Annotated in this window: 11 protein-coding genes; 3 read left to right on the top strand and 8 right to left on the bottom strand. The window is 69.3% G+C overall.

The window, feature by feature from the left end; translation table 11 throughout:
• Positions 1 to 58: 58 nt before the first annotated feature.
• The 7 genes from ACH4YP_RS03205 to tkt are packed head-to-tail and all read right to left on the bottom strand — an operon-like array spanning position 59 to position 9,085.
• A complete protein-coding gene (locus ACH4YP_RS03205; RefSeq protein ID WP_398489091.1) occupies positions 59 to 655 on the bottom strand; it encodes a histidine phosphatase family protein in 597 nt (198 codons plus the stop codon).
• Between the two features lie 12 nt (positions 656 to 667).
• Positions 668 to 1,546: a phosphogluconate dehydrogenase (NAD(+)-dependent, decarboxylating) gene (gene gnd, locus ACH4YP_RS03200; protein ID WP_361051727.1), complete on the bottom strand. Its 879-nt coding sequence runs from the start codon at positions 1,544 to 1,546 to the stop codon at positions 668 to 670.
• Between the two features lie 15 nt (positions 1,547 to 1,561).
• A complete protein-coding gene (gene pgi, locus ACH4YP_RS03195) occupies positions 1,562 to 3,232 on the bottom strand; it encodes a glucose-6-phosphate isomerase (RefSeq protein ID WP_398489090.1) in 1,671 nt (556 codons plus the stop codon).
• Positions 3,225 to 4,160, bottom strand: coding sequence for a glucose-6-phosphate dehydrogenase assembly protein OpcA (gene opcA / locus ACH4YP_RS03190; RefSeq protein ID WP_398489089.1), 936 nt, complete (start codon positions 4,158 to 4,160; stop codon positions 3,225 to 3,227). Before opcA ends, pgi begins: the two co-directional genes overlap by 8 nt.
• Complete coding sequence (gene zwf / locus ACH4YP_RS03185) at positions 4,157 to 5,827, bottom strand: glucose-6-phosphate dehydrogenase (RefSeq protein ID WP_361051440.1); 1,671 nt, start codon at positions 5,825 to 5,827, stop codon at positions 4,157 to 4,159. Before zwf ends, opcA begins: the two co-directional genes overlap by 4 nt.
• A complete protein-coding gene (gene tal, locus ACH4YP_RS03180; RefSeq protein WP_398489088.1) occupies positions 5,824 to 6,990 on the bottom strand; it encodes a transaldolase in 1,167 nt (388 codons plus the stop codon). The genes zwf and tal overlap by 4 nt, the downstream gene beginning before the upstream one ends.
• Positions 6,991 to 7,009: 19 nt before the next feature.
• Positions 7,010 to 9,085, bottom strand: a complete 2,076-nt coding sequence (gene tkt / locus ACH4YP_RS03175) for a transketolase (RefSeq protein ID WP_398489086.1) — start codon at positions 9,083 to 9,085, stop codon at positions 7,010 to 7,012.
• 146 nt (positions 9,086 to 9,231) lie between these two features.
• On the opposite strand from tkt, the gene ACH4YP_RS03170 reads away from it, so the two are divergent.
• Together ACH4YP_RS03170 and ACH4YP_RS03165 are read left to right on the top strand one after the other, a co-directional pair.
• The gene (locus ACH4YP_RS03170; protein ID WP_398489084.1) at positions 9,232 to 10,158 is read left to right on the top strand and encodes a helix-turn-helix domain-containing protein; all 927 of its coding nucleotides are present in this window, start codon (positions 9,232 to 9,234) and stop codon (positions 10,156 to 10,158) included.
• Positions 10,159 to 10,693: 535 nt separating this feature from the next.
• On the top strand, positions 10,694 to 11,668 hold the full coding sequence (locus ACH4YP_RS03165) for an SGNH/GDSL hydrolase family protein (RefSeq protein WP_398489082.1): 975 nt from the start codon (positions 10,694 to 10,696) through the stop codon (positions 11,666 to 11,668).
• A 200-nt stretch (positions 11,669 to 11,868) separates the two neighbouring features.
• On the opposite strand, the gene ACH4YP_RS03160 is transcribed toward ACH4YP_RS03165, so the two are convergent.
• Positions 11,869 to 13,251: a glycoside hydrolase family 16 protein gene (locus ACH4YP_RS03160; protein ID WP_398489081.1), complete on the bottom strand. Its 1,383-nt coding sequence runs from the start codon at positions 13,249 to 13,251 to the stop codon at positions 11,869 to 11,871.
• Positions 13,252 to 13,521: 270 nt separating this feature from the next.
• Between ACH4YP_RS03160 and ACH4YP_RS03155 the strand changes: the two genes are divergently transcribed.
• A complete protein-coding gene (locus ACH4YP_RS03155; RefSeq protein WP_398489080.1) occupies positions 13,522 to 14,580 on the top strand; it encodes a hypothetical protein in 1,059 nt (352 codons plus the stop codon).
• The last annotated feature ends 36 nt before the right edge of the window (positions 14,581 to 14,616 follow it).

The following is a 14,616-nucleotide window of genomic DNA, read 5'->3' as shown; positions in this document are numbered from 1 at the left end:
TTACTCGGGGGCTCCGCCCCCAGGGACGGGACGGGTAGGGGCGGCGGGGGCGAGAAACCTACGCAGGCGGAAGGGTGTTCCACTCCGTGATGACCGGGCGGTCGTGCTCCAGGGAGAGCCGGCTCAACGTGCCGGTTCCGAGTTGGAACAGGCGGCCGTCCGCGGCGGGCAGGCCGAGCCGCCGCGCGGTCAGGACACGCAGGAAGTGGGCGTGCGCGACAAGAACCACGTCCCCGTCGCCGAGCGACTTCTCCGCCCGGGCCAGGACACGATCCGCCCGCTCACCCACCTCGGCGGGGGATTCGCCCGGATGACCGTCCGGCCCCGCCGCCGGCACCCCGTCGTTCCACAAGTACCAGTCGGGACGAGTGCGGTGGATGTCGACGGTGGCGATACCTTCGTACGCCCCGTAGTCCCACTCGTGCATGTCCGGATCGGACACCGCCCCGGTCAGCCCCGCCAGCTCCGCGGTCCGCATCGCCCGCCCGAGCGGACTGGTGAGCACGAGCGCGAAGTGCCGCCCGGCGAACAGCGGGACGAGGGACTTGGCCTGTTCCTCGCCATGCTGGGTGAGGGGCAGATCGGTCCAGCTGGTGTGCCGGCCCGACCTGCTCCATTCGGTCTCGCCGTGCCGGACGAGAAGGAGGTCGCCCATGACCACTGACTCCTACTTCGCGGACTCGACGGCGTGGCCGCCGAACTGGTTGCGCAGCGCCGCGACCATCTTCATCTGCGGCGAGTCGTCCTGCCGGGACGAGAACCGCGCGAAGAGGGAGGCCGTGATGGCGGGCAGCGGCACGGAGTTGTCGATGGCCGCCTCGACGGTCCAGCGGCCCTCGCCGGAGTCCTCCGCGTAGCCGCGGAGCTGCTGCAGGTGCTCGTCCTCGTCCAGCGCGTTGACCGCCAGGTCGAGCAGCCAGGAACGGATGACCGTGCCCTCCTGCCAGGAGCGGAACACCTCGCGCACGTCCGTGACGGAGTGCACCGCTTCGAGGAGCTCCCAGCCCTCGGCATAGGCCTGCATCATGGCGTACTCGATGCCGTTGTGGACCATCTTCGAGAAGTGGCCGGCGCCCACCTTGCCCGCGTGGACGAACCCCGCCTCGCCCTCCGGCTTGAGCGCGTCGAAGATCGGCTGGACCCTGGCGATGTGTTCGGCGTCGCCGCCGACCATGAGCGCGTAGCCGTTCTGCAGACCCCAGACACCGCCCGAGACACCGGCGTCCACGAAGCCGATGCCCTTGGCCGCCAGCTCCTCGGCGTGCTTCTCGTCGTCCGTCCAGCGGGAGTTGCCGCCGTCGACGACGGTGTCGCCCGGCTCCAGCAGGTCGCCGAGCTCGTCGATGACACCCTGGGTGGCCGCACCGGCCGGGACCATCACCCAGACCACGCGCGGGCCTTCGAGCTTGCCGACCAGTTCCGTCAGGCCGCTGACGTCGGAGAGGTCCGGGTTGCGGTCGTAGCCGATCACGGTGTGGCCCGCGCGGCGGATCCGCTCGCGCATGTTGCCGCCCATCTTGCCGAGGCCGATGAGCCCGAGCTGCATCGCAGTCATGTCAGTTCACTTCTTTCGCAGGGTGCGGTACGTGGCCACGAGGGCGGCGGTGGAGGGATCGAGACCGGGGACGTCGGCGCCCTCGGTGAGGGCGGGTTCGACACGCTTGGCGAGGACCTTGCCGAGCTCGACGCCCCACTGGTCGAAGGAGTCGATGTTCCAGATCGCGCCCTGCACGAACACCTTGTGCTCGTAGAGGGCGATCAGCTGACCGAGGACGGACGGGGTCAGCTCGGCGGCCAGGATCGTGGTCGTGGGGTGGTTGCCGCGGAACGTGCGGTGCGGGACCTGCTCCTCGGGCACCCCCTCGGCGCGTACCTCGTCGGCGGTCCTGCCGAACGCGAGCGCCTGGCCCTGGGCGAAGAGGTTCGCCATCAACAGGTCGTGCTGGGCGGCGAGTTCGGCACCCAGATCGTCGACCGGGTTGACGAAGCCGATCAGGTCGGCCGGGATCGCCTTCGTGCCCTGGTGGAGCAACTGGTAGTACGCGTGCTGGCCGTTGGTGCCCGGCGTGCCCCACACGACAGGCCCGGTCTGCCACTCGACGGGGTTTCCCTCGCGGTCCACGGACTTGCCGTTGGACTCCATGTCGAGCTGCTGCAGGTACGCGGTGAACTTGGACAGGTAGTGCGAGTACGGCAGCACCGCGTGCGACTGGGCACCGAAGAAGTCGCCGTACCAGACACCCAACAGACCGAGCAGCAGAGGTGCGTTGGCCTCGGCGGGGGCGGTTCGGAAATGCTCGTCGACGGTCCTGAAGCCGTCGAGCATCTCCCGGAAGCGGTCCGGACCGATCGCGATCATCAGCGACAGACCGATCGCCGAGTCGAACGAGTAACGGCCGCCGACCCAGTCCCAGAACTCGAACATGTTGGCCGTGTCGATACCGAAGTCCGCGACCTTCTCGACGTTCGTCGACAGCGCCACGAAGTGCCGGGCCACGGCCTCCGGTTCACCGCCGAGACCGGCAAGCAGCCAGGACCGCGCCGAGGTTGCGTTGGTGATCGTCTCGATGGTGGTGAAGGTCTTCGAGGCGACGACGAACAGCGTCTCCGCCGGATCCAGGTCCCGTACCGCCTCGTGCAGGTCGGCCCCGTCCACGTTCGACACGAAGCGGACCGTCAGATCGCGGTCGGTGAAGGCGCGCAAGGTCTCGTACGCCATCGCCGGACCGAGGTCGGAGCCGCCGATGCCGATGTTGACCACATTGCGGATGCGCCTGCCCGTGTGGCCGGTCCACTTGCCGGAGCGGACCTGTTCGGCGAAGTCGGCCATCTTTTCGAGCACGGCGTGCACCTTCGGCACGACGTTCTCGCCGGCGACCTCGACGACCGCGTCGAGCGGGGCGCGCAGCGCGGTGTGCAGCACGGCCCGCCCCTCGGTGACGTTGATCCTCTCGCCGCGGAGCATCGCGTCCCGCAGTCCGAACACATCGGTGGCGGTGGCGAGTTCCTGGAGCAGCGCGAGCGTCTCGTCGGTGATCAGGTGCTTGGAGTAGTCGATGCGCAGATCGCCGACCCGCACGGTGTAGCGCTCGGCGCGCTCCGGGTCCGTGGCGAACAGTTCGCGCAGGTGCGCGTGGAGGAGCGGACCGGCGCGATGGTCCTCCAGGGCCGTCCACTCGGGGCGGCGGTTGAGCCGGGGAGTGGCGGTCCCGGACCCGGTTGCGTCAGGCACCGCTCTCCTCCCTTCCGGTGTCGTCACCGCGCAGGGCGATGGCGTACATCTCGTCCGCGTCCAGGCGCCGCAGCTCCTCGGCGATCAGCTCGGAGGTGCTGCGGACCTTCAGCGCGAGGGTGCGCGAGGGCTGGCCGGGCAGCGACAGCGTCGCGAGGGGACCCTCGGGGCGGTCGATGACGATCTCGCCGTTCTTGGTGCCGAGCCGGACGGCGGTGACGACCGGCCCCGCGGTCACGACACGCTCGACCGGGACCTGGAGGCGGGCCTCCAGCCAGCGGGCCAGCAGTTCGGCGCTCGGGTTCTCGGCCTCGCTCTCCACGGCGGCCGAGGTGACCTTCGTACGGGCCTGGTCCAGGGCGGCCGCGAGCATGGAACGCCACGGGGTCAGCCGGGTCCAGGCCAGGTCGGTGTCGCCCGGCGCGTACGAGGCGGCGCGGGCCTCCAGGGCCGCGAGCGGTGTCTCGACCGCGTACATGTCGGTGATCCGGCGCTGTGCGAGGGCGCCCAGCGGGTCCTTGGCCGGGACCTCGGGTGCGTCCACCGGCCACCACACGACGACCGGGGCGTCCGGCAGCAGCAGCGGCAGGACCACCGAGTCGGCGTGCTCGGACACCTCGCCGTACAGCCGCAGCACGACCGTCTCGCCGGTTCCCGCGTCGGCGCCCACGCGGACGTCGGCGTCGAGGTGCGAGTTCGTGCGGTCGCGCGGGGTGCGGACGTGCCGCTTGATGACGACCAGGGTGCGCGAGGGGTGCTCGTGCGAGGCTTCCTCGGCCGCCTTGATCGAGTCGTAGGCGTTCTCCTCGTCCGTGACGATGACCATCGTCAGGACCATGCCCACGGCAGGTGTGCCGATGGCGCGGCGGCCTTCCACCAGCGCCTTGTTGATCTTGCTTGCCGTGGTGTCGGTCAGGTCGATCTTCATGGCCTGCGCCAGCTCCGTCCGTCTCGTGCGAGCATCTCGTCGGCTTCCCCGGGACCCCAGCTGCCCGAGGCGTACTGCGCGGGCCTGCCGTGCTTGTCCCAGTACTCCTCGATCGGATCGAGGATCTTCCAGGACTCTTCCACCTCCTGGTGCCGGGGGAAGAGATTGGCGTCGCCGAGCAGGACATCCAGGATCAGCCGTTCGTACGCCTCCGGGCTGGACTCCGTGAACGACTCGCCGTAGGCGAAGTCCATGGACACGTCCCGGATCTCCATCGAGGTACCCGGCACCTTCGATCCGAAGCGCACCGTCATGCCCTCGTCGGGCTGGACGCGGAAGACGATGGCGTTGGCGCCGAGCTCCTCCGTGGCGGTCGAGTCGAACGGGGAGTGCGGGGCGCGCTGGAAGACGACCGCGATCTCCGTGACCCGCCGGCCGAGCCGCTTGCCGGTCCGCAGGTAGAAGGGGACGCCGGCCCAGCGGCGGTTGTCGACCTGCAGCTTGACGGCCGCGTAGGTGTCGGTCTTCGACGTGGGGTCGATGCCGTCCTCTTCGACGTAGCCGGGCACCTTCGCGCCGCCCTGCCAGCCCTCCGCGTACTGCCCGCGAACGGTGTGCTCGCCCAGGTTCTCCGGCAGTCGCACCGACTTGAGGACCTTGAGCTTCTCGGTGAGCAGCGAGTCCGCGTCGAAGGCGATGGGCTCCTCCATCGCGGTCAGCGCCATCAGCTGGAGCAGGTGGTTCTGGATGACGTCACGGGCCGAGCCGATGCCGTCGTAGTACCCGGCCCGGCCGCCGATGCCGATGTCCTCGGCCATCGTGATCTGTACGTGGTCCACGTACGACCGGTTCCAGACCGGCTCGTACATCTGGTTGGCGAAGCGGAGCGCCAGGATGTTCTGGACGGTCTCCTTGCCGAGGTAGTGGTCGATCCGGAAGACCTGCTCCGGGTCGAACACGTCGTGCAGGACCTTGTTCAGCTCGCGGGCGCTCTTGAGGTTGTGGCCGAACGGCTTCTCGATCACCGCGCGCCGCCAGGAACCCGCCGGGGCGTCGGCCAGCCCGTGCTTCTTGAGCTGCTTGACGACCTTCGGGAAGAACTTCGGCGGTACGGAGAGGTAGAAGGCGTAGTTGCCGCTGGTGCCCCGGGAGGCGTCCAACTCCTCGACCGCGGTGCGCAGTTGCTTGAACGCCTGATCGTCACCGAAGTCACCGGGGATGAACCGCATGCCCTCGGCGAGCTGCTGCCAGACCTCCTCGCGGAACTCCGTACGGGCGTGTTCGCGCACCGAGTCGTGGACGATCTGGGCGAAGTCCTCGTCCTCCCAGTCGCGCCGGGCGAAGCCGACGAGGGAGAAGCCCGGCGGAAGCAGCCCGCGGTTGGCCAGGTCGTAGACGGCCGGCATCAGCTTCTTGCGGGCCAGGTCGCCGGTGACACCGAAGATGACCAGCCCGGACGGCCCGGCGATCTTCGGCAGACGGCGGTCGCCGGGGTGGCGGAGCGGGTTGTCCCAGTCGGAGGCGAGGTCCAGCGCCTGGGCGAGGGACCCGGGCGTGAGGTCGGCGGCGGTGGCGTCCAGCGCCTCGTCGGCCGAAGCCCCCGTTGCCGAGGCCGGTTTCGTTCCAGACCCCTTCGCCGGGGCTCCCTCGGGAAGCTTGTCGCTCATTCCCCGTCAACTCCCTTTCCCTTGTGGCTCAGTGAGACGGCGACCGCGTCGAGCAGTTCGCCCCAGGCGGCCTCGAACTTGGCGACGCCCTCGTCCTCCAGCTGTCGTACGACCTCGTCGTACGAGACGCCCTGCTTCTCGACGGCCTCCAGGTCGGCGCGGGCCTGGGCGTAGCCGCCGGTCACCGTGTCGCCGCGGATCTCGCCGTGGTCGGCGGTGGCGTTCAGCGTGGCCTCCGGCATGGTGTTGACCGTGCCGGGCGCGACCAGCTCGTCGACGTACAGCGTGTCCTTGTGGGCCGGGTCCTTGACGCCGGTCGAGGCCCACAGCGGACGCTGCTTGTTGGCACTCCCGCCGAGGGCGGTCCAGCGGTCCGAGGCGAAGACCTGCTCGTACGCCTCGTACGCGAGCCGCGCGTTGGCGAGTGCCGCCCTGCCCTTGAGCGCGAGGGCCTCGTCGGTGCCGGTCTTCTCCAGCCGCTTGTCGATCTCGCTGTCGACGCGGGAGACGAAGAAGGAGGCCACGGAGTGGATCGTGGAGAGGTCGAGCCCCGCGGTCCGCGCGTTCTCCAGACCGGCCAGGTAGGCGTCCATCACCTCGCGGTAGCGCTCCAGGGAGAAGATCAGCGTGACGTTGACGCTGATCCCGCGGCCGATGACCTCGGTGATCGCGGGGAGACCGGCCTTCGTCGCGGGGATCTTGATCATGACGTTCGGGCGGTCGACCAGCCAGGCGAGCTGCTTGGCCTCGGCGACCGTCGCCGTCGTGTCGTGGGCCAGGCGCGGGTCGACCTCGATGGAGACCCGGCCGTCCCGGCCGCCGGTCGCGTCGTACACCGGACGCAGGATGTCGGCGGCGGCGCGGACGTCGGCCGTGGTCATCATCCGTACGGCCTCGTCGACCGTGACGCCGCGCGTGGCGAGGTCGGCCAGCTGCTCCTCGTAACCCTCGCCCGAGCCGATCGCGGCCTGGAAGATGGAGGGGTTGGTGGTGACGCCGACGACGTGCTTCGTCTCGATGAGCTCGGCGAGGTTGCCGGACGTGATCCGCTTGCGGGACAGGTCGTCCAGCCAGATGGAGACGCCTTCCGCGGAGAGGTTCCTGAGGGTTTCCGCGGTTGCGGTTGCTTCGGTGGTCGCGGTTGCTTCGGTCACAGTGATCATCTTCCTTCGGGCGATCGGATCAACCGCGCGCGGCGGCGAGGGATTCCCGGGCGGCGGAGGCCACGTTCTCGGGGGTGAAGCCGAACTCGGCGAACAGGGTCCTGGCGTCGGCGGAGGCGCCGAAGTGTTCGAGGGAGACGATGCGTCCGTGGTCACCGACGTACCGGTACCAGGTAAGACCGATGCCTGCCTCGACCGCCACGCGGGCCTTCACGGACGGCGGAAGCACGCTCGCGCGGTACGCCGGCGTCTGCTCCTCGAACCACTCGACGGACGGCATCGACACCACGCGCGTTCCGACGCCCTCGGACTCCAACCGCTCGCGCGCCGTGACGGCGAGCTGCACCTCGGAACCGGTCGCGATGAGGATCACGTCCGGGGTCGCGGTGGAGGAGTCGCGCAGGACGTAACCGCCCTTCGCCGCCTCGGGGTTGGCCTCGTACGTCGGCACGCCCTGACGGGTGAGGGCGAGGCCGTGCGGGGCCGGGTTTGTGGCGTGCCGCTTGAGGATCTCGGCCCAGGCGATCGACGTCTCGTTGGCGTCGGCCGGGCGCACGATGTTCAGGCCCGGGATGGCGCGGAGCGAGGCCAGGTGCTCGACCGGCTGGTGGGTCGGGCCGTCCTCGCCGAGACCGATCGAGTCGTGTGTCCAGACGTACGTCACCGGCAGCTGCATCAGGGCCGAAAGGCGGACGGCGTTGCGCATGTAGTCGGAGAAGACGAGGAACGTACCGCCGTAGATCCGGGTGTTGCCGTGCAGCGCGATGCCGTTCATCTCCGCGGCCATCGAGTGCTCACGGATTCCGAAGTGGACGGTTCGGCCGTACGGGTCTGCCTCCGGCAGCGGGTTGCCCTTCGGGAGGAAGGACGACGTCTTGTCGATGGTCGTGTTGTTCGAGCCGGCGAGGTCGGCGGAGCCGCCCCACAGCTCGGGGAGCACATCGCCGAGCGCCTGGAGGACCTTGCCGGACGCGGCACGGGTCGCGACGGACGTGCCCGCCTCGAACACCGGGAGCGCGGACTCCCAGCCCTCGGGGAGCTGACCGGCCACGATCCGGTCGAAGAGCTTGGCGCGCGCGGGCTGCGCGGTGCGCCACTCGGCCAGCTGCTTGTTCCAGGCGGCATGCGCCTCGGCGCCCCGGTCGAGGGCCCGCCGGGCGTGGTCCAGCACCTCGTCGGCGACCTCGAAGGTCTGCTCCGGGTCGAAGCCCAGGAGGCGCTTGGTGGCCGCGATTTCCTCCGCGCCGAGGGCCGAGCCGTGCGAGGCCTCGGTGTTCTGGGCGTTGGGCGCGGGCCAGGCGATGATCGTGCGCATCGCGATGATCGAGGGGCGGCCGGTCTCGGCCTTCGCCGCGGTGAGGGCCTCGTGGAGCGCCTGCGGGTCGATGTCGCCGCCGAGCGCGGGCTCGATCCGCTGCACGTGCCAGCCGTACGCCTCGTACCGCTTCAGCACGTCCTCGGAGAAGGCGGTCGCGGTGTCGCCCTCGATGGAGATGTGGTTGTCGTCGTAGACGAAGACGAGGTTGCCGAGCTTCTGGTGGCCGGCGAGCGAGGACGCCTCGGCGGAGATGCCCTCCTCCAGGTCGCCGTCCGAGACGATCGCCCAGACGGTGTGGTCGAAGGGGGACTCGCCCTCCGGGGCCTCGGGGTCGAACAGGCCGCGCTCGAAGCGGGCGGCCATCGCCATACCCACCGCGTTGGCGACGCCCTGGCCGAGGGGGCCCGTGGTCGTCTCGACCCCGGCCGTGTGCCCGTACTCCGGGTGTCCGGGCGTCTTCGAGCCGTGCGTACGGAACGCCTTGAGGTCGTCGAGCTCCAGCTCGTACCCGGATAGGAAGAGCTGGGTGTAGAGGGTCAGCGAGGTGTGGCCGGGGGAGAGGACGAAGCGGTCGCGGCCGGTCCACTCGGGGTCCGCCGGGTCGTGTCGCATCACCTTCTGAAAGAGGGTGTACGCCGCTGGGGCGAGGCTCATCGCGGTGCCGGGGTGGCCGTTGCCGACCTTCTGCACGGCGTCCGCCGCAAGCAGACGGGCCGTGTCGACGGCTCGCCGGTCCAGGTCGGTCCACTCAAAGCTGTCAGGTGTCTGCGTACTCATCTTCAAGAAGTCCTCGGTAGAAGCCCAGTAACTGCTCGGTTGCGTTCAAACTTAAAAGTCAGACTTTTGCCGGGGAAGGTGACCCTGTGCCAGCCTTTGGTGAAAGTGGGACAACGACTGCGGGACCGAGCCGACGCGAGAGGGACATGGCGGACAGAAGCACCCAAGGCGGTGGAGGCCGTGACGGCGATGGCCGGGACGGTGACGTCGGCGACGGGATCAGAACCTTTCCCTTTCCCGTCGACCTGAGCGTCTGCGGAGTCGGCATGCAGGTCGGCCCGATGGAGCCGGGCCGGACCTGGCACACGAACGAGGCGATCGAGCGCGTCCACCGCATCGACTTCCACGTGGTCATGCTCTTCGGGGACGGCCCGGTCCGGCACATGGTCGACTTCACGGAGTACGAGGTGTCCGCCGGTGAGCTCCTGTGGATACGCCCCGGCCAGGTCCACCGTTTCTCCAGCACGGAGGCTTATCGCGGAACGGTCCTGATCATGCAGCCGGGCTTCCTGCCCCGCGCCACGGTCGAGTCGACCGGCCTCTACCGCTACGACCTGCCGCCCCTGCTCAGGCCCGGCCCGGCCCAGCTCGCCGGACTGAGGGCAGGCCTCGCGCAGCTGGAACGCGAGTACGTCGACACGGCCACGCTGCCGCTCACCCTGCACACCTCCGTGCTGCGGCACTCCCTGACGGCGTTCCTGATGCGTCTGGCCCATCTCGCGGCCAGCTCCGCCGACGCGGCACGCGACCAGGCGGACACCACCTTCACCCGCTTCCGCGAGGCGGTCGAGAAGGGCTTCGCCACCAACCACAGCGTCAGCGCCTACGCCGACACCCTCGGCTACTCCCGCCGCACCCTCGTCCGGGCGGTCCGCGCCGCGACGGGCGAGACCCCGAAGGGCTTCATCGACAAGCGGGTCGTCCTGGAGGCCAAGCGGCTCCTCGCCCACACGGACATGCCGATCGGCCGCGTCGGGGTCTCCGTGGGATTCCCCGACGCGGCCAACTTCACCAAGTTCTTCCACCAGCACACCGGGGTGGCGCCGGTGGCCTTCCGGGCGGAACTGCACTGAGGAATCAGATGAGTTGAAGGAACTGGAGGAGGGGGCGGGCCTGCTGAGCCGAAGCTCAGAAGTTGTCACCGACGAAGCCGGATGAGCTGGCGGACAGGACCGGTCGAAGCAGCCTGGTTGTCACCAACGAGGCAATCGACTTGTCTCAAGCGCTGATTCGACAGCCTTTCTGTCACCAGTACCGAAGATCCGGAGTTCCTGGAAGTTGAGGGCGGTTCCGCCCAGCAGCCCCGAGGGTCATGTTTCCCGAGGAGGGCTCGGCTGCCGGAGGTGTCGATGATCGAGAACAGGACAGCCACCGACAGGACGTGTGGTCACCGGCATTCTGTAGTCGGTCAAGAACCTTCCCTGCGCTGCGCAAGTACCGCATCAGAGCGGTCGCCAGTAGGGGGCGAGTGGTCGACACACTGAACCCCAGTCACCCACAGAGACGCACTCCGTTCTTCGAATGTGACCGTCCGTATCGGATCTAGTGCGTTGCGTGACGGTCTCTTTAGGGTCAAAGCGACGCCAACACCGTATCCCTGGAGGATTCGTGGCACGCTTCCGTACTCGTCTGGCCCTGCTCGGCTCGGCCGCAGCTCTCACCGCCGGCGCCCTCGTCCCCGCGCAGGCCGCCGGGGCGCAACCCGCCGCCGCGGCCGTGGATTACCAGTGGGTCGCTCTCGGTGACTCCTACACCGCCGGGGTCATCCAGGCCGCGGGCGACACCTTCGAAGTCCCGCGCGACGGCTGCGAGCGCACCGACCGGTCCTACCCCCAGGTCATCGACCGCGACCTCGGCGGTCTCTTCGACCTGACCAACGTCAGCTGCGGCGCGGCCACCATCGAGAACGTCACCGACGAAGTCCAGCACCCGATCGGCCGTCACCTGCCGCCCATTATCGAGGACCCGGACTACCCCTTCCCCCCGGTGCTCCCTCAGTCCGAGGCGGTGGACTCCGACACCGACGTCATCACCGTCGGCGTGGGCGGAAACACCCTCGGCTTCGCCGACCTCCTCGCCAAGTGCCCGGAGCTGGGCGGCGAAAGCGACGGTGCGGGCACCCCGTGCAAGGACGCCCTGGGTGCCGGCATCCAAGCCCGGCTGGACAAGGTGAGCGAGGAATACGACCGGATGCTCACCGTGCTCCACGAGCGCGCCCCGAAGGCGAAGATCCTGACCGTCGGCTACCCCACGCTCGTCCCCCAGGACGCCTCCAAGTGCGGCTACGGCGACCTGACCAAGTTCGGCACGATCACCCAGGGCGACCTGGACTGGCTGCGCACCGACGTCCTGGAACCCCTCAACAAGGCCATCGAGAAGTCGGCCGGCACGCAGGAAGCTGCCAGTTTCATCGACCTCTACACCTCCTCCCAGGACCACAGCGTCTGCGACGACACCAAGTGGGCGGAAGGCTTCGTCACCCTTCCTGACCAGATCTCCTTCGTGCACCCCAACGCCCTCGGCCACCGCAACGCCGCCGACCACATCGAAGAAGTGATGCTGAACGCCATCGGCGAGAGCTAACCCGCACCTGGCAGCGAACTGGCCTCCGGCTGGTGTCGGAGGCCAGTTCGCGATCTGCTCAGCCGAGCTCAAAGTTGTGCGACAACGGTCACCCTTCCGTGCGCTCGCGGCCCCGCCGGTGACAGAAGGCCTGCCTATGTGACAACTATCGTGCTGGGGCTCACCTGCCCGGCCCGCCCCCCTCCTCGCCGACTCGGCTCTCAGTGAGCGAAGTTGAACCAGTTCACGTTCACGAAGTCCGCCGACTGCCCGCTCGTGAAGGTCAGATAGACGTCGTGCGTTCCGGTGACGTTGCTGATGTTCGTCGGGACGGTCCGCCAGCTCTGCCACCCGCCGGTGTTGGCGAGCGCGAAGGTGCCGATCGGCGCGTTCGTACGGCTGTCGAGGCGGACCTCGACCAGGCCGCTGGCGCCGCCTCCCACACCGCTCGCGACCCGGGCGCTGAACTGCCTGGCCGCCGTGGAGCCGAAGTTGACGCCCCGGAAGAGGGCCCAGTCACCGTTGGCGAGGGCGCCGATGTTCTGGCCGCCGCCCGAGTCGGTCGTGGTCTCGGTGATCGTGCCGCTCTGACCGTCGAACGACTCGGCCTGGATCGCGCTGTACGCGTCACGGTTGCCTGTCGGTGGAGGTGTGGTGCCGCCCCCGGACTGGAGTACCTGGACGTAGTCGACGACGAGCGGGTTGCCGGGCACGGTGGCGCCGTCCGGGCCACCGCCGAAGGCGTCCACGAAACCGCCGCCCATCGCCACGTTCAGGATGATGAAGAAACCGTGGTTCGTGGCGTTCGACCAGGTCGTCGCGTCGACCTGATTCGCCCGTACGGTGTGGTAGTTGACGCCGTCGACGTAGAAGCGGATCTCCTCCGGGCTCGTCGACCGGTCCCACTCCATGCCGTACGTGTGGAAGCCTGCCTGGCAGGTCGCGCCCGGGCAGGCGGTGGAGCCGCCCAGGCCGGTCGTCTCGTTGCAGGGGCCGCCCGGGCTGGTGCCGCAGTGCATCGTGGCCCAGACGGTGTTGAGGCCCTGGACGTTCTCCAGGATGTCCAGCTCGCCGACGCTCGGCCAGTTCTGGTAGTTGCCGCGGTAGGGCGCGCCCAGCATCCAGAACGCGGGCCAGTAGCCGCGGGCGGCGGCGCCCGTCACGTTGGGCATCTGGATCCGGGACTGGACGCGCAGCTTGCCGCCGGCGGGCGGCTGGAAGTCGGTGCGGTTGGTCTCGATGCGGCCCGAGGTCCAGTTGCCCGCGGCGTCGCGGCGGGGGGTGATCCGGAGGTTCCCGGTGCCGTCCAGGGCCACGTTGTTGGTGCTGGACGTCATGTTCTCGATCTCGCCCGTGCCCCAGTTGGAGGGCCCGCCCGGGTAGCCGTGGCCGGTCGCGTACTGCCAGTTCGAGGTGTTGACGCCGGTGCCCGCCGTGCCGTTGAAGTCGTCTACGAAGACCTGGGTCCAGCCGCTGGGCGGCGCGGGCGCGTCCGCCTCTGCTGCCGATGCCCCGGCCGCCGCCAGGCTCAGCACGCTGACCAGCGCGATGAGCGTGCGTCGGAGTGGACCGCGTCTGACGGGGGTGCCTGAAGTTTCCCTCATGGGTGCCTCTTCGGGTACGGAGTGGGGGTGCGCGGGTGTTTCGGGGGTGCGCGGGAGTCGTTGAGAGCGCTCTCACAGCTGCGCGGCCAATGTGCTCTTCGGCACTCCGGTCGTCAAGAGGTAAAGCAGAGAAAGCCGTTGAGGGGGCGGGGAGTTCAGGCCGTGAAGGAGGGACGGGAGAGGACGCGGCGGGGCACGGTCCGGGTCCTGTTCGGTCACGTGTCGGAGAAGGCGTGTGCCCGGTGTCGGCGGCCGGGGGAGTGTGCGGGCATGGCGAGACGCGGGGGATGTCTGACGGACGGCTGTCTGGGCGTGCTGGGGCTCGCGCTCGTGATCGTCGTGGGCGTGCTGGTGTCGATCTGGAACACCGGCAGGGAGGCCGGTGCCGAGGCTCGGGATCAGGTCACGGAGTCCGTCGAGGGAGCGAGAGACCGTCTGGCGAAGGCGGCCGCCGACGGAGTTCTGCTGGACACGGAGATCCAGCGCGCGGTGCTGAACATCGGGAAGACGGGGGAGGCGATCGAACGGCGTGACGGGCGGGTGACGGTCACGGCTCGGTTGATCGGGATGGTGAACGTCGCGTTCGGGGGCAGGCAGGCCCAAGGCTGCTATCGCTTGGAAGTCGACACGGCCCCGCCCCCGCCGCCCGTCTCCGTACGTGAACTGGCGGACAAGGCATGCTGGTTCCGGTCGGCGAGACTCTACCGAGAGCCCGCGGCCGTCGCTGAGGACGTCACTGCCGAGCTGCGCACGGCGGTGGCCGAGGGTGGTCCGGAGGGTGCCCGATCCGCCGAGGTCTGGAAGACCCCGGGCATCGAGGTCGAGGACGCCGAGATCAGGGGCGGTCAACTCGTCGCTCTGGTCCGGCTGTCCGGTGGCACGGGACCGCAGGGTGAGGACTGCTACGAGTTCCGGGCGAAGGCGAAGGCGAAGGCGAAGCACGGCGCGGTCGAGGCCAAGAAGCTGAAGCCGGACGGCTGTTACCGCCTCCAGCGGGAGCGCGACGCACTGGCCGAGAAGGCCCGCCGAGCCGAACTCGACGTGAGCGCCCGGAAGATCGAGCGACGGCTGGAGGACGCGTTGGCCGACGGCCGGTTGACCGACACGGAACTGCCTCGGGCTCTCTCACTCCCGACAACCGATGACATCAGCGGCGAGTCGGTCGCCGGCCCGGTCGTCGCGCCCGAGAACGTGGAGCGCTCGTCCACCGAGGTGCTCGTCGTCGCGCGGGTGACCACACCGAGCGCCATGTGGTGCTACGAGTTCCGTGCCCGCCTCCCAACACGGTCCGTCACCCGCCACTACCTCACTGACGGCTGCACGTTCTGACCAGGCGTCAGCGTCAGTGTCAGCGATGGCCCCGGT

The sequence above is a fragment of the Streptomyces sp. NPDC020747 genome, assembly GCF_044334695.1.
GTDB lineage: Bacteria > Actinomycetota > Actinomycetes > Streptomycetales > Streptomycetaceae > Streptomyces.
This window is presented reverse-complemented; position numbering and strand designations above follow the sequence as displayed.

Excerpts from the sequence above, each read along its gene's own strand:
- ACH4YP_RS03205 (WP_398489091.1), bottom strand. The coding sequence starts at position 655 with ATGGGCGACCTCCTTCTCGTCCGGCACGGCGAGACCGAATGGAGCAGG.
- gnd (WP_361051727.1), bottom strand. The coding sequence starts at position 1,546 with ATGCAGCTCGGGCTCATCGGCCTCGGCAAGATGGGCGGCAACATGCGC.
- opcA (WP_398489089.1), bottom strand. The coding sequence starts at position 4,160 with ATGAAGATCGACCTGACCGACACCACGGCAAGCAAGATCAACAAGGCG.
- zwf (WP_361051440.1), bottom strand. The coding sequence starts at position 5,827 with ATGAGCGACAAGCTTCCCGAGGGAGCCCCGGCGAAGGGGTCTGGAACG.
- tal (WP_398489088.1), bottom strand. The coding sequence starts at position 6,990 with ATGATCACTGTGACCGAAGCAACCGCGACCACCGAAGCAACCGCAACC.
- tkt (WP_398489086.1), bottom strand. The coding sequence starts at position 9,085 with ATGAGTACGCAGACACCTGACAGCTTTGAGTGGACCGACCTGGACCGG.
- ACH4YP_RS03170 (WP_398489084.1), top strand. The coding sequence starts at position 9,232 with ATGGCGGACAGAAGCACCCAAGGCGGTGGAGGCCGTGACGGCGATGGC.
- ACH4YP_RS03160 (WP_398489081.1), bottom strand. The coding sequence starts at position 13,251 with ATGAGGGAAACTTCAGGCACCCCCGTCAGACGCGGTCCACTCCGACGC.
- ACH4YP_RS03155 (WP_398489080.1), top strand. The coding sequence starts at position 13,522 with ATGGCGAGACGCGGGGGATGTCTGACGGACGGCTGTCTGGGCGTGCTG.